General features: G+C 72.7%; 19 protein-coding genes. 7 read left to right on the top strand and 12 right to left on the bottom strand.

Translation table 11 applies throughout. The features are described 5' to 3' along the window. The first annotated feature begins 129 nt into the window (after nt 1–129). Entirely contained in the window at nt 130–2,130 is a 2,001-nt protein-coding gene (locus ABFX54_RS44220) for an MMPL family transporter (protein ID WP_346112984.1), read from the top strand. On the opposite strand, the gene ABFX54_RS44215 is transcribed toward ABFX54_RS44220, so the two are convergent. After that, a complete protein-coding gene (locus tag ABFX54_RS44215) occupies nt 2,099–3,562 on the bottom strand; it encodes a wax ester/triacylglycerol synthase domain-containing protein (protein WP_346112982.1) in 1,464 nt (487 codons plus the stop codon). The genes ABFX54_RS44220 and ABFX54_RS44215 overlap by 32 nt on opposite strands. 184 nt (nt 3,563–3,746) lie before the next feature. On the opposite strand from ABFX54_RS44215, the gene ABFX54_RS44210 reads away from it, so the two are divergent. Then, nucleotides 3,747–4,592, top strand: coding sequence for a phosphatase PAP2 family protein (locus ABFX54_RS44210; protein WP_346112981.1), 846 nt, complete (start codon nt 3,747–3,749; stop codon nt 4,590–4,592). A 5-nt stretch (nt 4,593–4,597) separates the two neighbouring features. Here ABFX54_RS44210 and ABFX54_RS44205 read toward each other — a convergent pair whose 3' ends face one another. Next, nucleotides 4,598–4,984 carry a RidA family protein gene (locus tag ABFX54_RS44205; protein ID WP_346112980.1) on the bottom strand — a complete coding sequence of 129 codons (387 nt, stop codon included), beginning with the start codon at nt 4,982–4,984 and terminating at the stop codon, nt 4,598–4,600. 73 nt (nt 4,985–5,057) lie between these two features. Between ABFX54_RS44205 and ABFX54_RS44200 the strand changes: the two genes are divergently transcribed. Beyond that, nucleotides 5,058–5,957 carry a LysR family transcriptional regulator gene (locus ABFX54_RS44200; protein WP_346112979.1) on the top strand — a complete coding sequence of 300 codons (900 nt, stop codon included), beginning with the start codon at nt 5,058–5,060 and terminating at the stop codon, nt 5,955–5,957. 411 nt (nt 5,958–6,368) lie between these two features. Here the strand turns inward: ABFX54_RS44200 and ABFX54_RS44195 are convergent, their stop codons facing one another. From ABFX54_RS44195 to ABFX54_RS44175, 5 genes are all read right to left on the bottom strand, one after another. Then, entirely contained in the window at nt 6,369–6,590 is a 222-nt protein-coding gene (locus ABFX54_RS44195) for a hypothetical protein (RefSeq protein ID WP_346112978.1), read from the bottom strand. A 79-nt stretch (nt 6,591–6,669) separates the two neighbouring features. Further along, the gene (locus ABFX54_RS44190) at nt 6,670–7,521 is read right to left on the bottom strand and encodes a GNAT family N-acetyltransferase (RefSeq protein ID WP_346112976.1); all 852 of its coding nucleotides are present in this window, start codon (nt 7,519–7,521) and stop codon (nt 6,670–6,672) included. A gap of 82 nt (nt 7,522–7,603) precedes the next feature. Then, nucleotides 7,604–8,716 carry a hypothetical protein gene (locus ABFX54_RS44185; protein ID WP_346112975.1) on the bottom strand — a complete coding sequence of 371 codons (1,113 nt, stop codon included), beginning with the start codon at nt 8,714–8,716 and terminating at the stop codon, nt 7,604–7,606. Between the two features lie 25 nt (nt 8,717–8,741). Further along, nucleotides 8,742–10,082, bottom strand: a complete 1,341-nt coding sequence (locus ABFX54_RS44180) for a beta-ketoacyl-[acyl-carrier-protein] synthase family protein (protein WP_346112974.1) — start codon at nt 10,080–10,082, stop codon at nt 8,742–8,744. Next, a complete protein-coding gene (locus ABFX54_RS44175; protein WP_346112972.1) occupies nt 10,082–10,330 on the bottom strand; it encodes an acyl carrier protein in 249 nt (82 codons plus the stop codon). The genes ABFX54_RS44180 and ABFX54_RS44175 overlap by 1 nt, the downstream gene beginning before the upstream one ends. A gap of 258 nt (nt 10,331–10,588) precedes the next feature. On the opposite strand from ABFX54_RS44175, the gene ABFX54_RS44170 reads away from it, so the two are divergent. Together ABFX54_RS44170 and ABFX54_RS44165 are read left to right on the top strand one after the other, a co-directional pair. Continuing rightward, nucleotides 10,589–11,779, top strand: coding sequence for an aminotransferase class I/II-fold pyridoxal phosphate-dependent enzyme (locus ABFX54_RS44170; RefSeq protein ID WP_346112971.1), 1,191 nt, complete (start codon nt 10,589–10,591; stop codon nt 11,777–11,779). 110 nt (nt 11,780–11,889) lie between these two features. After that, the gene (locus tag ABFX54_RS44165; RefSeq protein WP_346112970.1) at nt 11,890–12,903 is read left to right on the top strand and encodes an NAD(P)H-dependent flavin oxidoreductase; all 1,014 of its coding nucleotides are present in this window, start codon (nt 11,890–11,892) and stop codon (nt 12,901–12,903) included. Here ABFX54_RS44165 and ABFX54_RS44160 read toward each other — a convergent pair. Further along, complete coding sequence (locus tag ABFX54_RS44160; RefSeq protein ID WP_346112968.1) at nt 12,878–13,147, bottom strand: hypothetical protein; 270 nt, start codon at nt 13,145–13,147, stop codon at nt 12,878–12,880. The two genes, ABFX54_RS44165 and ABFX54_RS44160, sit on opposite strands and share 26 nt — an antisense overlap. Nucleotides 13,148–13,195: 48 nt before the next feature. Here ABFX54_RS44160 and ABFX54_RS44155 point away from each other — a divergent pair, with 48 nt between their 5' ends. Further along, a complete protein-coding gene (locus tag ABFX54_RS44155; RefSeq protein WP_346112967.1) occupies nt 13,196–13,426 on the top strand; it encodes a hypothetical protein in 231 nt (76 codons plus the stop codon). A gap of 203 nt (nt 13,427–13,629) precedes the next feature. After that, complete coding sequence (locus ABFX54_RS44150; protein WP_346112966.1) at nt 13,630–14,508, top strand: aldo/keto reductase; 879 nt, start codon at nt 13,630–13,632, stop codon at nt 14,506–14,508. 100 nt (nt 14,509–14,608) lie between these two features. Here ABFX54_RS44150 and ABFX54_RS44145 read toward each other — a convergent pair whose 3' ends face one another. The 4 genes from ABFX54_RS44145 to ABFX54_RS44130 all read right to left on the bottom strand — a co-directional run bounded on the left by ABFX54_RS44145 (nt 14,609) and on the right by ABFX54_RS44130 (nt 19,840). After that, complete coding sequence (locus ABFX54_RS44145; RefSeq protein WP_346112965.1) at nt 14,609–16,660, bottom strand: hypothetical protein; 2,052 nt, start codon at nt 16,658–16,660, stop codon at nt 14,609–14,611. Next, nucleotides 16,657–17,946: an ABC transporter substrate-binding protein gene (locus ABFX54_RS44140; protein WP_346112963.1), complete on the bottom strand. Its 1,290-nt coding sequence runs from the start codon at nt 17,944–17,946 to the stop codon at nt 16,657–16,659. Before ABFX54_RS44140 ends, ABFX54_RS44145 begins: the two co-directional genes overlap by 4 nt. Nucleotides 17,947–18,009: 63 nt before the next feature. Next, nucleotides 18,010–18,861, bottom strand: a complete 852-nt coding sequence (locus ABFX54_RS44135) for a carbohydrate ABC transporter permease (RefSeq protein WP_346112962.1) — start codon at nt 18,859–18,861, stop codon at nt 18,010–18,012. After that, a complete protein-coding gene (locus tag ABFX54_RS44130; protein WP_428834634.1) occupies nt 18,851–19,840 on the bottom strand; it encodes a carbohydrate ABC transporter permease in 990 nt (329 codons plus the stop codon). The genes ABFX54_RS44135 and ABFX54_RS44130 overlap by 11 nt, the downstream gene beginning before the upstream one ends. Nucleotides 19,841–20,392 lie beyond the last annotated feature (552 nt).

Here is a 20,392-nt window from a genome sequence, read left to right as displayed (position 1 = left end):
GTAAAAATGAGTCTCCGCGTGCGGGCGTTTAGCTGAGACGGGGAATCATGGGTCCACGTGCCGGCCGGCACTTTCAGCATCGAGGCCGGAGGTGGACGGGAATTGTCGTTTTTGTTTCGCATGGCGGTTGTGCGGAGAATTGCGGTCGGGGTGGTGCTCGGCTGGGTGGCCGTCGCCGTGGTGGCCGTCCTCGCCAGCGGGCCGCTCGACGACGTACGCGTCACCAGCGGCACCTCCATGCTGGCCAGGGGCGCCGAGTCGGCCCGCGTGCTCGACCTGCTGGCGAAACAGGACGGCAGGGTGGTGCCCGCGCTCGTGATCTACGAGCGTGACGGCCCGCTCCTGCCCGGCGACCTGAAGGCGGCCAGACGAGACCTGCGCCACTTCACCGCCGTCCCCAACGTGCTCGGCACCGCCTCCGACCCCGTTCCCAGCGCCGACGGCCGCGCCCTGCAGACGACGGTGCTGGTCTCCGGCAAGCCCGGCGTGCTGGTCAGCCCGGTCGCCGAGGAGCTGCGCAGGATCGCCGCGGAGGGCGGCCCGCCGGGGCTCGTCACGTACGTGAGCGGCGCCGTCGGGGCCGCCGCCGACTACGCCGACTCCTTCGGCCACGTCGACGGCACCCTGCTGGCCCTGAGCGTGGGCGTGGTGCTGCTGGTCCTGCTGGCCGTCTACCGCAGCCCCGTGCTCTGGGTGATCCCGATGCTGGCCGTGGTGGTGGCCTACGTCTGCTCCGCGGCGGCCGTCTACGCGCTCGCGCGGGCCGGGGTGATGACGCTGCGCGCGGCCACGCCCGAGGTGTACACCGTGCTGGTGTTCGGGGTGGCCACCGACTACGCGCTGCTGCTCGTGGCCCGCTACCGGGAGCGGCTGCGGGTGACGGCCGACGAGCGGGCCGCGCTGAAGGACGCGCTGTCGGGAGGCGTCCGCACGGTCGTCGCCTCGGCCCTCACGGTGGCGGGAGGCGTGGGCTGCCTGGTGGTGGCCGACACCAACGCGCTGCGCTCGATCGGCGCCGCCGCGGCCGTCGGCATCCTGATCACGATGGTGGTGATGGTGACGCTGCTGCCCGCGCTGATGCTGCTGGGCGGGCGGCGGGCGTTCTGGCCCAGCGTCCCGCGCCCCGGCGAGGCCGCCCGCGACGGGCTGTGGCGGGGCGTCGCCGGTTTCGTCGGCCAGCGGCCCCGGCTGTCCTGGGCGGGCACGGCGCTGCTGCTGACGCTGCTGTGCCTGGGGCTGACCACGCTGGACGCCTCGGGCATCCCGCCGTCGGCGCTGTTCACCATGCGCACCGACTCCGTGGCCGGCTACGACGCGCTGAAACGCCACTATCCCGCCAGCGCGCCCGTGGTGGTCCTGGCCAGGCAGGACAGGAGCGCCGCCGTGGCCCGGGCCGCGCGGCGGTCGGAGGGGGTCGTCTCCGTGCGTCCTGGGCCGCCCGCGCGGTGGCGGAGCATCGACGTGGTGCTCGCCGCCGAGCCGAACACGCCGGAGGCCCAGCGCCTGGTGGAGCAGTTGCGCGCGTCCGTCCGCGACGTCGCCGGCGGCGCGGCGCTGATCGGCGGGTTCACCAGCGAACTGCTCGACGTCAAGAACGCCGCCGTCGACGACGCCTACCTCGTCGTGCCGCTGATCCTGCTGGTCGTGGGGCTGATCCTGGTCGTCCTGCTGCGTTCGGTGGTGGCGCCGCTGCTGCTGATGGGCACGGTCGTGCTGTCGTTCGCCGCCACGCTGGGGCTCTGCTCGGCGCTGTTCACCCAGTTCCTCGGCTATCCCGTCATGGACGCCTCGTTCGCGCTTTACGCGTTCGTCTTCCTCATCGCCTTCGGCATCGACTACAACATCTTCCTGATGGCCCGCGTACGCGAGGAGTCCGCCCGCCTCGACACCCGCGAGGCGACCCTGCACGCGCTGCGGGCGACCGGCGGGGTGATCACCGCGGCGGGCGTGGTGCTGGCGGCGGCGTTCTTCGTCCTGACCGTGCTGCCGCTGGTGCCGATCGTCCAGCTCGGGCTGCTGGTGGCGATCGGGGTCGTCATCGACACCGTGGTCGTACGCTCGTTCCTGGTGCCCGCGCTCGCCCACCACATGGGGCGGGTCATCTGGTGGCCGGCGCGAGCGACTCCGTGAGCTCCCGCCGCAGCAGGCCGGGAAACTCGTCCGTACGGGCGACTCTGGGGTCGAACACGGCCGAGATCGCCACGTTCGCACCGGCGGGCAGGATCACGACCATGCCGGCGAGGGCCGGCGGCAGGCCCGGGACCGCGAACACCTCGCCCTGACCGGCCAGCTCCCTGGGCACGGGCAGGGCGGTGGCGCCCAGCCGGCGCGGGGAGCTCTGGCCGAGCAGCGGCGACAGCAGCCGCAACATGGGCACGGCCACGGCGGCGGGCAGGCCGTACAGGCTGCGGGCGGAGCGGCGGGCGTCCCCGATCCGCCTGATCGTGGTCTGCTCGGCGATCCGTTCGAGCCTGGTCGCGGGGGACGGCTCGTCGCAGGGCAAAGTGATGGGGAGCAGCCCGGTGTGGTTGCCGAGCCCGGTGTGCTCCCGATGCCCGACCAGCCCCACCGGCAACCCTACGGGCAGCCCCCTCCGCGATCCCGCAGGCCAGTCCCCTGGCGACCCCGCCCTCGGCCCCGCGGGCAGCTCAGCTGCCGGACCCGCCGTCGACCCAGCGGGCATACCGGTCGTCTGCTCAGCCGGTGGTCCGGCCGTCCGCTCGGCTGAAGACTCGCCTCTCGGCCCGGCCGTGCGCTTCCCGGCTCCGTCCGGGGCCGGCCCGGCGTCCCAGGCCGGCTGGTTCCAGGCGCGGATCGCGCCGGTGACGAGGGCGAGGCCGATCTGCGCGATGCTGGCCCCTGTGGCGCGGGAGACGTCGTCGAACGCCGCCCTGTCCAGATTCGCCACCTCCAGCCGGAGACCGTCGTCGGCGCTCTCGCCGGGATCCGGGCGCGTGGCGAACCAGGGGGGCGAAGCCGCCGCCAGCCGGCGCAGGTCGCCGAGGGCACGCCGGACCAGCCCCGGCGCCCCCCGGTACACCGGCCCTCCGCCGTCATCGCCCGCTTCCGTGGGCGGGGGCAGGGTGCCGGTGCCGAGCAGGGTGCGGGCGGCGGCCACGACGCCCATGCCGTCCTGGAACGCGTGGTGCGCCCGGTAGCAGACGACGTGCCCCTCCCCCGGCTCGCCGTACAGCACCATCAGACTCCACAGCGGCCGCTCCCAGGACAGCGGCCGCAACCGCATGGCGTCCACGACCGCCTGGTACGTCACGCGCGGCAGCCGATGGAACTCGACGTGGTGCGCGGCGTCGAACCCGGGGTCCGTCTCCCAGCACGCGCGCCTCCCCCGCCCGGCCGACCGGTATGTCAGGGCGGGGGCCGCTACGCGCACCCGTTCGGCGACGAGTTCGCGCAGCGACTCCGGGTCGGGCGGCGGCCCCGGGCGGCGGACGGCGAGGCCGCAGTGCATGCGGGAGTCGTGCGCCGCCCCCGCGCCGAGGCGGATCGTGTAATGGTCGCCGAACGTCAGGGGCACCGCGCCGGCGGCCGATTCGCCTTTCACGCTTGACCACGTTATCGCCGCCACTCACCCGGAAGAAGCAATTCGGAAAGGGCGAGCCGCGACTATATTGAGCCTCACTGAATGGCGCGCATCGGCGCGAAACGACGGCGGGACAGCGCGGGGGTCGCGGGTTATGGTCGAATTTCGACCGGTTGAAAAGCTAATGCTGGGCTATTTCGGAATTATGGCGGCAATTGTGGTCGCGGGCTGGAACCGCCTGGCCGACTGGCCGCTGCTGCTCGCCGGATACGCGCTCGCCACGCTGCTCCTGCTCGTCCTGGCCGCCGCCGCCCGTCGGCGGCCCGGCAGCAGGCCGGTCGCCATCGTCCGGTTCGCCGCTCCGCTGCTGGTGCTGCCGTTCGTCTACTCCGCCGCCGCCGAGACGGTTCTCGTGCTGCACGGCCGCTTCGTCGACGACGTGGTGCTCGCCTGGGAGCGGGCGCTGTTCGGGGGCTCGCCGAACGTGGCCGCGGTGTCCGCCGGCAGCCCGCCGCTGACCGAGCTGCTGACGCTCTGCTACTTCTCCTACTACGGCTGCTTCCTGCTCCCGATCGTCCTCTACGTCCGCGGCCGGAAGCTCCTGGCCGAGCGCTACCTGTTCGCGGCGATGACGACGTTGCTGATCTGCTATCTCGGGTTCATCGCGGTCCCGCTGGCCGGCCCGGCGCTGGCCACGCCCGAGCTCGCCGCGGCGTACCGGCCGTCCGGCTACCTGATCACGTCGCTGCAGAACCAGATCATGGCCACGTTCGACCCGCCGGGCGCGTGCTTCCCCTCGCCGCACGTGGCGGGCGCGTGGATCACGCTGCTGTGCCTGCGCCGGCACATCTCCGCCCGCGCCCGCCTCGCGCTGGGCGCGCTGACCGCCGGTCTGACGGCGGCCGTCGTGTACGACTGGTACCACTACCTCTCCGACGTGGCGGCCGGGATGGCGGTGGCGCTGGCGTTCCACTTCGTCATCGAACGGCACGCGGCCCGGCGGCCGGCCCAGGCGGTACGGTCACGCGTCCTGCACGACTCGCACCGGTAGCCGCCTCACGCGGGCCGTCGTGCGTACACCTCGATCTCGAACTTCATCCGAGCGTCGGCCAGGCCGCACACGAGCATCGTCGCGGCCGGGCGGACGTCGCCGAAACCGCGGCGCAGGGCCGGCCAGCACGGCGGGAAGTCCGCACGGTCGGGCAGCAGGTATCTGACCCGGACCACGTCGGCGAACGAGCAGCCCGCCTCGGCCAGCGCCGCCTCGACGTTGCGCAGGGCCTGCTCGGCCTGCTCGACCACGTCGTCGGAGATGGTCATGGTCGCGTAGTCGAAGCCGGTCGTCCCGGACACGTGCACCCAGTCACCGTCGATCACCGCCCGGGCGTAGCCGATCTCCTCTTCGAAGGTGGACCCACTCAAGATCGCGCGTCGCTCTGTCATGGAGCCACAAGGTAGACAACCAGCAGCGATATGTCCAAGACGCTCCCCTGAATCAACTGATATCTCTGAAGCTATGAACCGCCCCGAGCTCAGTCTCCAGCAGTTGCACGCTTTCGCGGTCCTCTCCGAGGAGCTCCACTTCGGGCGCGCGGCCGAGCGGCTGGGCATCGCGCAACCGCCGCTCAGCCAGCAGATCCGCCGGCTGGAGGCGAAGGTCGGGCACCCGCTGTTCACCCGGGGTCCCGGCGCGGTCGCCCTCACGGCGGCGGGCCGGCAGCTCCTGCCCGCCGCCCGGCGCGCGCTCGACGAGGTCGCCGCCGGTCTGGACACGGCCAGGCGGGCGGGCAGCGGCGAGGCCGGTCTCATCCGGATCGGCTTCGCCGCCTCGCTCGCGCTGACCGTCCTGCCGGGATTGTTGCGCGCCTACCGTGACCGGTATCCCCTGGTGGGGATGGAGATCCGCGAGATGACCACGGCGCCGCAGGTGACCGCGCTGCACGAGCACGCGATCGACGTCGGGCTGCTGCGCGAGCCGCCGGACGAGCCGGGCCTGGCCGCCGAGGCGATCCTGGCCGAGGAGTTCATCGCGGTCCTGCCGGCCGCCCATGCCCTCGCGGCCCGGCGCGTCGTGCCGGTCGAGGCGCTCGCCGACGAGCCGTTCGTGCTGCTGCCGCGCGGTGCCGGGCCGATGTTCCACGACCGGATCCTCGGCCTGTGCCACGCCGCGGGTTTCGAGCCCCGCCTCGGCCAGCAGGCCGTCGAATGGCAGACGGTCTGCGCGCTCGTCGAGGCCGGCCTGGGCGTGTCGCTCGCCCCGGCGAGCATCCGCCGGATCCGCCTGAACGGTGTCGCGTACCGCCGCATCAGCCCGAACGACGCCCGCACCACCGTCGCGGTGGCCTGGCGCCGCGACGACCCCAACCCCCTTGTCGCCCGCTTCCTGGAGGCCGCCCGCCGCGAACTTCCCCGCTGATCGCCCCGCTCGGCGCGTCGGCGAGCACGCCGATGCCGTCGCCGGCCGGCTCGTACCGCCTTCCCCGAGGGACCGCCGGACGGAACGCCCGCTCCGAGCGGGCCCCTGCCGTGATCTGCGAGGAGCCGAGGTCGGGGCGCAGGCCGAGCGCGCGGCACACCGCCGCCCAGCGCGTCCTCGGCAGGTGACGTCCGCCCTCGCCCAGGCCCGCCCCGGTTCACCACACTGCCGACGAGCAGATTCTCCAGCGCTTCTTTCGTGTTGTCGCCGAGCCAGACCGCGTGATCGTCGACCGGGGTGAACGACACACACGGGTGGTCCTCCGCATCCAGCTCCGGAGCGAGCACCGCCCACCCGTAGTGCAGCGCGTCACCCCCGTTCCAGCAGAAGGACTTCGAGCGGCTGAAAGTGTTAGACCAGTTCGCCGCACAGAGCCCGCGGATCGTCGCTGCCGGGCGGCTGGCCGAGAAGACTCGGGTCGACGTCCCCGCAGAAAAGGTCGCCACCCCGGTCGATCCACTCCGCATAGCGCCACACGTCCGGGTCTTTCGGGTCCAGCCCGTCCATGAGGAACTCGACCAGCGCGACGAACGTGGCGGGCGAGCGGAACGTCCGATGCAGAGGGTGGTGCAAGGCCGCCTCCGGACAGATCGTGATCTTGCGGGAAGCGTAGTGCGGCGTACCTGGGCCGGCGAACCCCCTGGTGGTCGTCTCAGTTCCGCTCGACCACGTAGCAGGTCCTGCGGTGGAAGCCGGTCACGGTGGCGCCCTCCGCCATCAGGCCGCCCAGCACGTCCCGTACGGCGTGCCGCCACGCCTTGGCGGCGCCGGCGTCCTCCGCGCGCAGCCGCGCGATGTCCTCAGGGACCGCGACCAGCACCACCCGCCCGTCGGTACGGCCCACGACCGGCCGGTCACCGTCGGCGGCCAGCCCGAGCACCGCGTCCTCGGGCACCTCCGGCAGGTGCGGCGCCCGCCGGACGGCCGCCTCCACCTGGGGATCGGTCAGCGGCCACGTGGCCAGGACCCGGTCGGACTCGTCGCCGTGGTTGACGGCGTCGGCCAGCGCGCCGTAGAAGTCCGGCAGGTACTCCGCCGGCCGCGCGCCCAGCTTGGCCAGGTTGAAATGGGCGTTGCGGCGGACCAGCGGGTCGTAGGTCCAGGTGATCCGGGAGATCCCGCGCTCCAGCGCCCACAGCCGCTGGTGCCGCTTCAGTTCGAAGCCGACGCCCGGGTGGCCCGCCTCGACGCCCGTGTTCTGCGAGTGCAGGGTCGAGTCCTGCCCGAAGAAGGCCACCGACGCCCCGACCATGCGGTCGCCGTCGAAGGCGCCGGAGACGTAGTTGCCCGCGTGGGTCAGCGCCCGCATCAGCCCGGCGGTGATCGGCCGGCTGTCCGGCTCGAACCCCCAGACCCGCCCGAACAGCGCGTCCGCCTGCCCAAACTCCTCGTTCGTATGGAGGTTCCCGACCAAGATGCCCGTGGTCGCCATCACGTTCGCACCGGCGTGCCCGATCTGTTCGCCCATGGTCGATCCGCTGTGGATCGTGCGTCGCTCCGTCACCCGGGAAACGCTAGGAGCCTCAGCGGCGATATGTCTAATAGGCTTCCCTGTAGGAGCTCATATCTCTGGAGATATGAGCTGCTCACAGGTCGCAGCCGTAGATGCGGTACGTCCTGGAGCGGGCACATCCGAGCCTGCGCAGGTAACCGTTGACAGCCTGGTTGTCCTCCAGCGTCCACCCGTACTCCGTGCCGCCGGTGTAGCCGCGCGCCGCGATGGCCTCCTGGCCTCTGGCGAACAGCACGGTCTCGACGCCCCGCCCGCGCGCGTGCGGCAGGACGCCGAACAGCACGCCCCTGACCCGGTCGATCCGGCGCACCGCCCGGACCAGGCGCACCATCCCGATCGGCAGGCCGAAGCGGGTCAGCCGGCCCCGCGCGGCGGTCAGGGCCTGGTTGAGGTCGGGCAGGGCGAGGGCGACCCCGGCGGGTTCGCCCGCCACCTCGGCGAGCTGGACGATCGCGGGATCGAGGTGCGCCTTCAGCCGCCGGGTGACGTCGGCGAACTCGGCGCCGGTCATCGGCGTGAAGCCCCAGTTGCCCTGCCAGGCCCGCTCGAAGACCTCCTGCACCACCCTCATGTCGGCGTCGTAGCGGGCGCCCAGGTCGAGGGGCCGCACGGTGACCTGGTGGCGCCGCTCGGCCAGCCGCGCGACGCGCAGCAGCCGCTCCATCGGCAGCCCGCCGGCCGTCTCCTCCCACGTCCACAGGTCCTTGGCCTTGGCCAGCCCGCAGGACTCCAGCAGCGGCGGATAGTACTCCGGGTTGTACGGCATCATCACGCTCGGCGGCCGGCCGAACCCGTCGACCAGCACCCCGCACTCGTCGTTGGTGGTGAACCCGACGGGCCCCAGCATGGTGCGCAGCCCGCGCGCCCGCAGCCACGACGCCGCCGCGTCCAGCAACTCGCGCGCCACCGACGGGTCGTCGGCGCAGGCGAACTGCCCGAAGAAGCCGTCGCGGGCGGCGCGGATCTCGTTGTGGCGCGGGTTGTGCACGGCGGCCACGCGCCCGGCCACCCGCCCGCCCCTGCGCACGGTGAACAGCTCGACGTCGCCGTACTCGAAGAACGGGTTGCGCCGCCGGTCGAGCAGGCGCCGGCAGTCCTCCCGCAGCGGCGGCACGAAGGACGGGTCGCGGCCGTGCAGCCGGTACGGGAGCTCGATGAACTCCCGCAGCTCGCGGCGGCCCCGCACGGGCTCGGCCGCGGTGGCCGGCCCGCTAGGGGCGTGCGGAGGTGAAGACGAGGCTCGCATTGTGGCCCCCGAAGGCGAACGAGTTGGACACGACGGCTCCCGGACCGAGCGGGCGCGGCCGGCGTACCACGTCGATCTCGCACTCGGGGTCCTGGACGTCGAGGTTGATCGTGGGATGGATGAGGCGTTCGTGCAGCGTGAGCACGCTGACCACGGCCTCGATCGCCCCGGCCGCGCCGATCGCGTGGCCGAGGATGCTCTTGGTGGAGGTGACGGGCACCTGGCCAGGACCGCACAACCGGGCGATGACCTGGGCCTCGGTGATGTCGTTGAGCGGGGTGCCGCTGCCGTGGGCGTTGACGTGGGCGACGTCGCCGGTGCTCAGGCCCGCGTCGGCCAGCGCCTGCCGGACGCACCGCTCGGCGCCCTCCCCCTTGGGGTCGGGCGTGGTCAGGTGGTGGGCGTCGGAGGTGCGGCCGTACCCGGACAGTTCTGCATAGACGCGGGCACCGCGCCGCACGGCGTCCTCCAGCCGTTCGAGTACGACGAACGCCGCCCCCTCGGCCAGCACGAACCCGTCGCGGGCGATGTCGAACGGCCGCGAGGCGCACTCCGGCTCGTTCACCCGCTGCGACAGCGCCCCGCAGCGGTGGAAGGCGAGCAGGATCGTGGGCGACACGCACGCCTCCGTGCCGCCGGCCACGACCAGGTCGGCCGAGCCGTCGCGGAGCAGGCGCAGGCCCTCCCCGATCGTGTGGCCGCCGGAGGCGCAGGCGGTGGAGACGGTCAGGCTGGGGCCGAGGATCTGGTGACGCATGCTGACGAACGCGGCGGAGGCGTTCGGCATGATCCTCGGGACGTAGAGCGCGCTCGGCTGCGCCCCGGCCCCGGACGGCCCGCTCGGTGGCCCAGCAGGTGGTACGGCGGGCTGCCGGCTGGGTGCCGCGGCGTACTCGGCGGCGGCGCCGAGCAGGGTGTTCTCGGCGGTCTCGTTGCCGCCGAGGGCGGTGCCCGTCACGACCGCCCGGCGCTCGGGCGGCACCGACGCGCCGTCCAGACCGGCCAGGCCGCTCATGCCGCCGGGGCCGAGCAGCCCGGCGTCGGCGAGCCCGTCGTCGGCCGCGCAGACGGCCAGCAGCGTCGCCCGGTCCATGCGGCGCGCCTGCTTGCCCGTCACGTAGGGGGCGGTGTCGAAGCCGGGGACCTGGCAGGCGAAGCCGACCGGCAGGGACGAGGCGTCGAAGGAGGTGATGGTGCGCGCGGTGGAGCGCCCGGCGATCAGGGTGTCCCAGAACGTCCGCAGATCGTTGCCGCCCGGTGTGCGCACGCCCAGGCCGGTGACGGCGACGCGGACCCGTTCCGCCATCAGCCGGCCTGGGCCCCGGCGCGGACCAGGGAGGTCACGTCGGCCAGGGTGCGGGCCTGCTTGGCGGTGTCGAGGTCCACGACGAGCTTGAAGCGGTCCTCGCTCGCCGCGGCCAGCTCGGCCATGTCGAGGCTGTCGGCGTCCAGCTCCTCGCGCAGGTCGGTGTCGGGGGCGATGCGCGCCGGATCCACCGAGAGGATCCTGGCGCAGATGGCGCGCAACTGGTGGAAGATCTCTTCCTCGGTCATGCTCACGTCCTTGTTGGCTGTCGGCCCTCGACGGTGGCCGCTCGGGTGCTGGTCGGGCATCGGATTGGTCGGGGCGGCGGCGGGCCTGAGCACCGCACGGCACGGAGCGCTCCCCCGGACCTGGGCACCGCGAAGCACTTGGCGCTTCCCCCGGACCTGGCCGGTTACTCTACTCTTACGCTTCGACACTGTCAGCTACGATCGCCTGACGCGGAGCGAGTCGCCGGACCGCTCCGGACAAGGCGGAGAGTGAGTGCCGTGACGGACCCGTTCAGCAAGTGCCGGCTGCCTGACGAGATCGAGGCGCTCATCGCGCCGGGCGTCTACCCCTTCTACGTGCCGGTGGAGGAACGGCCGGGCGGCGGGGAGGCCGTGGTGGGCGGCCGTCGCGTGCTGATGGCCGGCTCCAACGACTACCTGGCGCTGTCCGGCGACCCCCGGCTGAAGGAGGCGGGTGTGCGGGCGCTGCGCCTGCTGGGCGCGGGCAACTCCGGCTCGCGCGCGCTCAACGGCACGCTGGCCCTGCACCAGCGGCTGGAGGCGGAGCTGGCCGCGTTCCTCGATCATGAGGCGGCGATGGTGGTCTCCACCGGTTACCAGGCCAACCTCGCGCTCAGCGCGTTGTTCGGGCCGCGTGACCTCCTGCTCGCCGATCGCGACATCCACGCCTCGCTCATCGACGCCGCCCGGCTGGGCCTGGCCCCGCTGCGCCGCTTCCGGCACAACGACCTGGAGCAGTTGGAGAGGCTGCTGGAGGAGGCCGATCCGGCGGCCGGGGTGCTCGTGCTCACCGAGGGCATGTTCTCGGTCGGGGGCGATCTGTGCGATCTGCCCGGCATCGCGAAGCTCGCCGAGCGCCACGGGGCGCGGGTGGTGCTCGACAGCGCGCACGACCTCGGGCTGCTGGGGCCGGGCGGGCGAGGGGCCGCCGAGCACTTCGGGCTGCAGCCGGCGGTGGACGTGCAGACGCTGACGTTCTCCAAGTGTTTCGGCACGCTCGGCGGGGCGGTCGCCGGACCTGGGCACGTCATCGGCTACCTGCGGCACAGCGCGCGGGCCGCGCTGTTCTCGGCCTCCCTGCCGCCGGCCTGCACGGCGTCGGCGCTGGCCGCGCTCGACGTGGTCCGCACGGAGCCGGAGCGCCGCCAGGCCGTGCTGGCCTCGGCCGAACGGCTGCGTTCCGGGCTGGCCGCGCTCGGGTTCGCCATCCCGCCCGGCGGCACCCCGACCGTGTCGCTGCGGGTGGGCGACGCGATGACGTGCTGCCGGTTCTGGTCGGGGCTGCTGGAGGAGGGGGTGCTGGCCAACGCCATGCTGCCGCCGGGCGTGCCCGAGGGCAGGGCGCTGATCCGGCTGAGCGTCACGGCCGCCCACACGGGCGCGCAGGTGGACCGGATCCTGGACGCGGTCTCCACGGTCGCCACCCGCCTCGCCGTCCCCGCCACCTGACCGTCCCCGCCCGCGAGTCAGCCCGGGATCTGGGCGAGGGCTCAGGCCGGAAGGCGCGGGCGGTGACGATGCCGCCGAGCGACACGCCGGAGGGGATACGCTGGCGCGCGATGCCGGCAGGTGAGGAGGAGGGGCCGATGTTGCGTACCTGGCTGACCGAGCGGTTCGGGCTGGAGGTGCCGTTGGTCGGGGCGCCGATGGCGGGAGTGGCCGACGGACGGCTGGCCGCCGCCGTGTCGGCGGCGGGCGGGCTGGGCATGTTCGGGGCCCCGGCATCCGCGACGGCCTCTTGGATCGCCGAGCAGGCCGCCGTCGCCGCCGCGAGCGGCCGTCCGTACGGGATCGGGCTGATGGCCTGGGCGCTGGAGGACCAGCCCGGCCAGCTGGACGCGGTGCTGGAGGCGCGTCCAGCCCTGGTGTCGGTGAGTTACGGGGACTTCGCGCGTCATGTGGAGCCGCTGCGCGCGGCCGGGATCGCCGTGGCCACCCAGGCGGGCACCACGTGGGAGGCGCTGGCGGCCGAACAGGCCGGGGTGGACGTGATCGTGGCGCGCGGCGGAGAGGGCGGCGGTCATGGCAGGGACGAGGTGGCCACGCTGCCGCTGCTGCAGAGCGTGCTGGACGCGGTGAACGTCCCGGTGCTGGCCGCCGGCGGCATCGCGACGGCCCGCGGGCTGGCCGCCGTACTGGCCGCGGGCGCGGAGGGCGGCTGGGTGGGCACGGCGTTCCTGGGCTGCGCCGAGACGACGCTGTCCGGGGCGGCGAGAGAGCGGGTCCTGACCACGGAGGAGACGGGCACGGCCTACGGCCGGGTCTTCGACGTCGCCCAGCGGCTGGCCTGGCCGCCGGAGTTCGGGGGGCGGGCGCTGCGGAACGCGTTCTTCGACCGGTGGGAGGGGCGGGAGGAGGAGCTCGCCGTGGACGAGGCCGCTCGAGCCGAGCTGGAGGCCGCGCGGGCGAAGGGCGACCTCGAGGGCGCGTACGTCTACGCGGGTCAGGCGGTGGGCCTGGTGCGGCAGGAGCGCACGGCCGCGGACGTGGTGACCGGCTTCAAGGATGCGCAGTCACTGCTCGCCCGCCGCTTCGACGACCCGCCGTCTACTGCCGGACCGGGCCCTGGATGACGTCGCGGGCCACGTAGGCGATGAGGGCGAGCAGGACGAGGTCCGCCGCCGGCGGGGTCGCCATGCCGGCGACCAGGTAGCAGCCGAGCAGCACGATGAGCGCCCTCTCCTGGCCCGTGCCCTTCTCGCCCGCCGGCAGGATCACGGCGAGCGCCGCCGCCACCAGGACCGCGTGCGTGGCCGTGAGGTGGAACAGCCGGCGGCGGGTTCCTGGATCCCTCTGGCCACGCGACCCTCGCTCCACGCCCCGGCGGCGAAGGCGGCCGGGGCCGGCAGGTGAGCCCTCAGCGGCATGGAGGACCTGCCGTCCGCCGCCGAGGAGCACGCGCGGCCGCTCGGCCTGTCCGAGACGGTCATGTACGTGACCGATCCGCGGCAGTCGCGGCTCGTCCCCCTGCCTGGACGGCAGGACCAGGACGACGCGCCGCTCAAGCCGGTCCGGATCGGCGGCACCCTGCCAGGCCGCGCCTTCCGCGCGGTGGAGCTCGCGCCCGCCCGCTCCCCCGCCACCCCGGCGGAGTGATCCAGGAGATCCTGGAGCACCAGCACGGGCGGCTCCAGGACGACGCGACGGTGATGACGGTGCAGTGGCGCAGCCGGAGCAGCCGTCAGCAGCTCCGCCTCTGATCCGGCCGGCACGGGATGCCATGGGATGATCGTGACGAAGAGGCGAAAAAGGAGAGGCAGGCCACGGTGCCAGAGCAGCAGGAGCGACGCGTACCCGGAATGTCAGGCCCTCTGGAGGCGGTGACCGTCGGCCTGTCGGCGCTCGGCCGCGAGCCGGGCGGCGAGAAGCTGGCGGACGCGCTCATGTCCGACCGCTTCCGCCAGCTCGACACCTCCAACGAGTACGCGGGCGGCCGCAGCGAGACGCTCATCGGGCAGGCGCTCGCGGGCGCCGAAGACGCCGGGGTGACGATCTTCACGAAGGCGGACCGCGACCCGGAGACGGGGGTGTTCGACGGTGACCGGGTGATGCGCTCGTTCGAGGAGACGATCACCCGGCTGGGCGTCGAGCGGCTGCCGGTCTACCATCTGCACGACCCGTTCACGATCACGCTGGCGGAGGCGATGGCGCCCGGCGGGGCCGTGCCGGCTCTGATGTCGCTGCGCGAGCAGGGGCTGGTCGGCGAGATCGGCATCGCGGCGGCGGGCGGCACGCTGGTGCAGGACTACATCCGTACGGACGCGTTCGACGCGGTCCTCACCCACAACCGCTACACGCTGGTGGACCGGCGCGGGGAGGACATCCTCGACCTGGCCACGGAGCGGAACATGACGGTCTTCAACGCCGCGCCGTTCGGCGGCGGCATCCTGGCGGGCTCCCCGCGCCGCGCCGGCCGGTACGGCTACCGGCCGATCTCACCGGAGTTCGGGCAGTACGTGGAGCGGCTGCGGGAGCTGGCGGAGCGGTGGGGCATCGGGCTGGCCGCCGCCGCGCTGCACTTCTCGATGGCCGAGCCGCGGGTCCACTCGACGGTGGTGGGAGTGACGTCGGTGACGCGGCTGGAGGAGCTGGCCGCGTTGGTCGACACGGTGGTGCCGGGCGGGTTCTGGGACGAGGTGGCGGCCCTGGGCTCCCCGCCGCCCTCGCCGGTGGACTGAGCCACGGAGCCGCACCGGGTCCCGGCCCGCACCAGGTCCGGGCGCCGCCTGACGCCCGCGCCCGGACCAGGCGTGGTACGGCCGGGCCGGCCCGGCCGGTTCAGGGCAGGGGGGAAAGGCCCTCGTGGTGGACCGTCCACGAGCCGGGGAAACCGGGCGTGGGCGGGCCGCCGTCCCAGCCCCTGGCCATGAGCGCGACCGCCGCCAGCAGCCCGCCGTTGCCCGGCAGGTAGACGGGCAGCGTGGCGCTCTGCCGGTTGTGCCCGTTGGGCAGGTACGTGTTCTTCGTCTCCGGCCGCAGCAACGCCGCCACGGCCAGGTCCGGCTCGCCCAGCCGGGTGGCGGTCATGGCGATGGCGGGGTAGTCCCAGCCCCAGGTGCTCTCCCAGTTCCAGCGGTCGAGCACGTCGTCCAGGGTGCGGCGCATGGTGGCGGCGTCGATGACGGGCGTCGGGGGGACGACGCCGAGCGCGTACAGCATGGAGGGGTGGTCGTCGCGCACCGTGTACGGCGGCGCGTCCATGGCCGCGTACACCCCGTCGCGCACGAGAGGCCGGGCCATGCCCTCCGCCACCTCGGTCCAGCGCGGCTCGGGCGGCAGCCCCAGCAGCAGCCGCCAGCGCTGTGCCACGCGCAGCGCCCACGACCAGTAGGCCAGCTCGAACGTGGGATTCGCCGCCTCGGCCCGGACGTCCGCGTACGACTCCTGGGCCGGCACCAGCGGCGGCCCCAGCCCGTACCCCCGGGGCTCCTTGACGGCGAAGGCGGCCATGAAGGCGGCGGTGTCGAGCACCAGGTCGCCGTAGAGGGACAGGGCCCGGGGGGTGCCGGCGGCGCGGCGCACGAGCTCGGCCAGGTAGATCGGGTGAGGCTGCTGCCACACCAGGAACGGCCCGATCGGGCTCGGGCTCTCCCGCCCGTCGGGTCCGGTCTGCTTGGGCCAGCGGGCGCCGGGGCAGCCCTGCGCGCGGGCGGTCTCGCGGGCCAGCGGCTGGATGGCGGCGTACCAGGACAGGCTGCGTTCCAGCAGCTCAGGCCGCCCCCACAGCGGAAAGTGCGCCGCGTGCCACCAGTGCATCTCCAAGTGGAAGCGGCCGCGCCAGCTGTTGGCCATCAGCCCGGTCTCGGCGGGCGGGGTGGAGCCGGCGCAGTGGATCGCCGTGAGGTATTGCGACAGGACGATCCGCCGCTCCAGCTCGGGGGCGCGCCCGTCGCGGCTGCCGGACAGGTCCACCGCCCCGCCCGTGCTCCAGAACCGGGGCCAGTGCCGTGCCGAGGCCCCTGCGACCTCCTCATGAGAAGGCGGTTCCGCTTCGGCGTGGCCCGGCAGGAACGCGAACGTCAGCTCGGCGACCGGCTCGCGGAAAGTGATCAGGAACTCGTGGGCGCCGACCGCGATCAGCTCGCCTCCGGCGGCCCGCACGCTCACCTGGTACGCGGTGCCGTCGAGCCGCCGCTCAACCGTGCCGCCGCCGGCGCGTGCGAGCAGGCGAGAGGTGTGCTCCCCCGGCCTGGTCCAGTCGGCCGCGTTCCCCCACGCCTCGGACCCGTACGGGAACGTCAGCCGCACCCCCGTCTCGGCCAGCGCGGGCGACTCCAGCCGCACGCTGATCGCGTCCCGATCGGGATGGCAGGCGGTGACGACGTGGAAGGGCGCGCCGCGCAGCAGGTAGCGGCTGGTCAGCGTGCCGGTCCACAGGTCGAGGCGCTGACGGGCGTCGGTCACGTCCCCGGGGGCGAAGGGCGCTCCGGCGGCGGTGGCCAGCCCGATCCGGCCGAGGTCGAGCCGGTGCGGGTTGGCGCGCAGCCACGACTCGGCGGCCGAGGCGGGGTTCTCGCCGTCGCCGCTCAGGTCGCCGCGCATGTCCACGTACGGGACAGGCCCCAGGGCCGTCTCGTACGTGATCGTCGTGTCGGCCAGCCGGTACGAGCCGGGCATGCTGTGCCAGCCCCACGACGCCATGGTGGCCAGCAGCGTCCCCGGCGCCGTACCCGTGCGGTCCTCGACCGGGTAGGAGCCGGGGAACGTCTGCAGCCCGGTGAGGTCCGCTGTGAAGCAGAGCTCCCCGTTGCCCACCGACAGAGGTGACTCGGGCAGGATCCGGGTCGCCTCGACGGCGTGCCGTGCGGCCAGCGCGCGGCGGTCGATCACTGCTTGATCGCCGTCGCGACCTGCGAGACGAAGTCCGTCGCCGCGGCGGCGGGCTGCTGGCGGCCGAACAGCACCTCAGCGTTGACCCGGTCGAGGATCTTCGGCGTGTCGGTGGATCCTGCGGGCCCGATCACCAGCGGCGGCCCGGCCTTCGGCGTGAGCGCGTCGATGAAGGTGGCCTGCGCCTTCTCCGGCTCGCCGAGCACGTCCTGGATGGCCGTGCGGACGTCGGAGTTGGCCGGGACGCCCCGGTCAGCCAGGATGATCTTGCCCGCGTCGGGGCTGTTGACCAGGAAGTCGAGGAACTTGGCGGCCTCCTTGGGATGTTCGGTCTTGGCGTTGATGCTGTAGATCTGCGAAGCCTGCAGCCACATGCCGGGCTGGGTGGCGCCGCTCTCGCCCGGCACCCGCATCAGCCGCAGCGGCTGCCCGGCGGCCTTGCTGAGCGCGCTGAGCTGGTTGCTCCAGTCGAACTGCATCGCCGCCTGGCCCCGGCCCATCAGCGACTGCTCGGGCGCGGGCTGGGTGATCAGTTCGGCCGTCTGCGAGGCCGGCGGGGTCGCCCCGGCGTTCATCAGCTCCAGCGTCATCGTCCACCAGTCCACCAGCGTCTTCTCGCCGATGCCGACCTTGCCGTCGGCGGTGTAGAGCGCCTCGCCGCGCTGGCGGGAGTAGACGTCCAGCATGTCGGTCCTGGTCGGGTCGGCCAGCGCGAACGTGCCCTTCGGCAGCTTCGGGACCAGCTCCTTGGTGATGCGCTTGAAGTCGTCCCAGGTCCAGGTGTCCTCCTCGGGCAGGGCCACGCCCGCCTTCTCGAACACGGACTCGTTGACGACCAGGGAGATGGCGTTGACGCCGGTCGGCACGCCGTACTGGACGCCGCCGAACTTGCCGTTGTCCAGCGCGGCGGCGCCGATCTTGTCGGTCTTCAGCCCGGTCCTGGCCAGGTCGAGCAGGGCGCCGCGGTCGCCGTACTCGCGGGGGTAGGCGCCGCCGAGCGTGATCACGTCGGGCGCGCGCCCGCCCGCCACCTCGGTGGCCAGGCGGTCGAAGTAGGAGTTGAAGTCGGTGTAGCTGCCCTTGACCTTGATGCCGGGGTTCTTGGCCTGGAAGGCCTCGATGACCTTCTGGGTGGCGGCCGCCCTGTCGTTGTTGCCCCACCAGCCGAAGCGCAGCTCGACCGCGCCTCCGTCCGAGCCGCCGGACGAGCCGCCGCCGCACGCGGAGACCGCGAGCAGGACACCGGTGAGACAGAGCGCCGCCAGGCCACCGGTTCTTCTCGGCATGGCCTTCTCCTTTTGTTGGTACGTGGTGACACTGGGGGGTGACGCGGGGCGGGTGAGCCCGGATCAGCGGAAGCCGGTCGTGGAGATGCCCTGCGTCAGGTAGCGCTGCCCGGCCAGGAAGAACCCGAAGATCGGCGCCAGGCCCACGATGGACATGGCGAACAGCTGGCCCCAGGCCGTCTCGCCCTGCCCGTCCATGAACGAGCGCAGCGCCACGGGCAGGGTCCACAGCTCGGGGTCGGTCAGGAAGATGAGCTGGCCGAAGAAGTCGTTCCAGGTCCAGATGAAGGTGAACAGCGCCGAGGTGGCCAGCGCCGGCACCGACAGCGGCATGATGATCCGCCAGTAGATCCTGAAGTGCCCGCAGCCGTCGATGCGGGCCGCCTCGTCCAGCTCCCTGGGCAGGCCGCGGATGAACTGCACCATCAGGAAGATGAAGAACGCGTCGTGCGCCAGGAACTTCGGCACGACCAGCGGCAGGTTCGTGTTGATCCAGTCGAGCTGGGAGAACAAGACGTACTGGGGGACGATCAGCACGTGGATGGGCAGCATCAGCGTCGCCAGCATCATGGCGAAGAAGACGTTCCTGCCCCGGAAGTTCAGCCGCGCGAAGGCGTAGGCGGCCAGCGAGCACGACATCAGGTTGCCGGCCACGGCCAGCAGCGCGATCACGGCCGAGTTCAGCAGGTAGAAGTGGAACGGGTGCTCCAGCGCCGTCCAGCCGTCGGTGTAGTTGCTCAGGTCGAAGCTGGTCGGCCAGATCGAGGGGTCGCGGAAGATGGTCTCGGTCGGCTTGACCGAGCTGGACACCATCCACAGCAGCGGATAGAGCATCACCAGGCCGAAGCCGATGAGCAGCACGTGCTTCGACAGCCGGCGCGAGCGTCCGCCGGAGGCCTTGAGTTCAGCCGCCATAGAACACCCACCGCCTGGCGAAGAGGAAGTTGATTCCGGTCAGCACGGCGATGATGGCCAGCAGGAACCACGCCATCGCGGAGGCGTAGCCCATGTCGAAGGAGCCGAAGCCGCGTTCGTACAGGTAGAGCGTGTAGAGCAGGGTGGAGTCCGACGGCCCGCCGCGCCCGCCGCTGATCACGAACGCCTGCGTGAAGCTCTGGAAGGCGCCGATGAGCTGCAGGACGAGGTTGAAGAAGATGATCGGTGTGAGCATCGGCAGCGTGATGTGGAAGAACCGCCTCACCGTGCCCGCGCCGTCCACCTGGGCCGCCTCGTAGTAGGAGACGGGGATCTGGCGCAGCCCGGCCAGGAAGATGACCATGGGCGCGCCGAAGGTCCAGGCGTTGAGCAGCACGAGTGTGCCGAGGGCGAAGTCGGGGTGTGACACCCAGCTGACACCCTCCGTGCCGAACAGCGCCAGCACCTGGTTGACCAGGCCGTCCTTGCCGAAGATCTGCCGCCACAGGATGGCGATCGACACGCTGCCCGCGAGCAGCGAGGGCAGGTAGTAGACGGACCGGTAGAAGCTCAGCCCGCGCACGCCGCGGTTGAGCAGGAGTGCCAGGGCCAGCGCCAGCACGAGCTGGATGGGCACCGACACGAACACGTAGATGAACGTGACCAGCAGCGACTTGTGCAGCCGCGGGTCGGCGAGCATCTCGCGGTAGTTGTCCAGCCCGAGCCATTCCGGCGGCTTGAGCAGGGTGTATTCGGTGAAGGACAGGTAGAGCGAGGCCAGGATCGGCCCCACGGTGAACAGCGCCATGCCGATGAACCACGGCGTGAGGAAGAGGTAGCCGATCCGGTCGCGTGGCGGGCCGCTGATCTTTCTGTGACCGGCCCGGCACCGGGTCAGGGACCGTGTCCGGGCTGGTGAGGCGGGGGTAGGCGAGACGGTCGTCTCGGGGCTGTCAGGGGGGTGCAAACGTTCGCTCATCGATGACCCTTCGCGGTCGCGCTGAGCCGCACGCAACCGGGGACAATCAGGGACGCAAGCCGTGAGGCGCCTGCGAGTAACCAGTTTCTAACATTGCCCACATCGGGTGTCAACGCTTGGTTGGCCGCGCGATGACCTGCGTCGACGGGAAAGCGGGCGGGACTTGCGCGGTTTCCGGCAAGCGGTTGTAATACGGGTGAGAAACCGGTATCTCAGCGTCGGCGCCCGGCCGGGGGCCGCTGTGAGGTCATGCATGCGAGACGACGGCCGAGCGTGCGGGAGAGCGGATGAGGGTGAGCCCCGAAGACAGAGACGGAGACGATGAGCGGGAAACGACGGCCACCTCAGGCCCGATAGCAGGCCCGGCACGAGGCTCGGTAGCGGGCCCAGCAGCGGGCCCAGCAGCGGGCCCGGCCGCGGGCAAGATGGCGGGCCGCGTGACCGGGCGGCGGGGGCCGCGACCGGCCGGGCCGGCCACGGCCAGCAGCGCCGCCGCGCCCGCCGGGGTGTCGCGGGCCACGGTCTCGCGCGTCATGAACGGCTCGCCGAGCG

It is taken from the genome of Nonomuraea maheshkhaliensis (genome assembly GCF_039529435.1).
Taxonomy (GTDB): Bacteria; Actinomycetota; Actinomycetes; order Streptosporangiales; family Streptosporangiaceae; genus Nonomuraea; species Nonomuraea maheshkhaliensis.
Note: the sequence above shows the minus strand (reverse complement) of the source record. Positions and strands in the feature narration are given on the sequence as shown.

What these genes read in the sequence shown, in the direction of transcription:
- ABFX54_RS44210 (WP_346112981.1), top strand. Translation starts at nt 3,747, where the DNA reads ATGGCGGCAATTGTGGTCGCGGGCTGGAACCGCCTGGCCGACTGGCCG.
- ABFX54_RS44205 (WP_346112980.1), bottom strand. Translation starts at nt 4,984, where the DNA reads ATGACAGAGCGACGCGCGATCTTGAGTGGGTCCACCTTCGAAGAGGAG.
- ABFX54_RS44200 (WP_346112979.1), top strand. Translation starts at nt 5,058, where the DNA reads ATGAACCGCCCCGAGCTCAGTCTCCAGCAGTTGCACGCTTTCGCGGTC.
- ABFX54_RS44180 (WP_346112974.1), bottom strand. Translation starts at nt 10,082, where the DNA reads ATGGCGGAACGGGTCCGCGTCGCCGTCACCGGCCTGGGCGTGCGCACA.
- ABFX54_RS44175 (WP_346112972.1), bottom strand. Translation starts at nt 10,330, where the DNA reads ATGACCGAGGAAGAGATCTTCCACCAGTTGCGCGCCATCTGCGCCAGG.
- ABFX54_RS44165 (WP_346112970.1), top strand. Translation starts at nt 11,890, where the DNA reads ATGCCGGCAGGTGAGGAGGAGGGGCCGATGTTGCGTACCTGGCTGACC.
- ABFX54_RS44155 (WP_346112967.1), top strand. Translation starts at nt 13,196, where the DNA reads ATGGAGGACCTGCCGTCCGCCGCCGAGGAGCACGCGCGGCCGCTCGGC.
- ABFX54_RS44150 (WP_346112966.1), top strand. Translation starts at nt 13,630, where the DNA reads ATGTCAGGCCCTCTGGAGGCGGTGACCGTCGGCCTGTCGGCGCTCGGC.
- ABFX54_RS44140 (WP_346112963.1), bottom strand. Translation starts at nt 17,946, where the DNA reads ATGCCGAGAAGAACCGGTGGCCTGGCGGCGCTCTGTCTCACCGGTGTC.
- ABFX54_RS44135 (WP_346112962.1), bottom strand. Translation starts at nt 18,861, where the DNA reads ATGGCGGCTGAACTCAAGGCCTCCGGCGGACGCTCGCGCCGGCTGTCG.
- ABFX54_RS44130 (WP_428834634.1), bottom strand. Translation starts at nt 19,840, where the DNA reads ATGAGCGAACGTTTGCACCCCCCTGACAGCCCCGAGACGACCGTCTCG.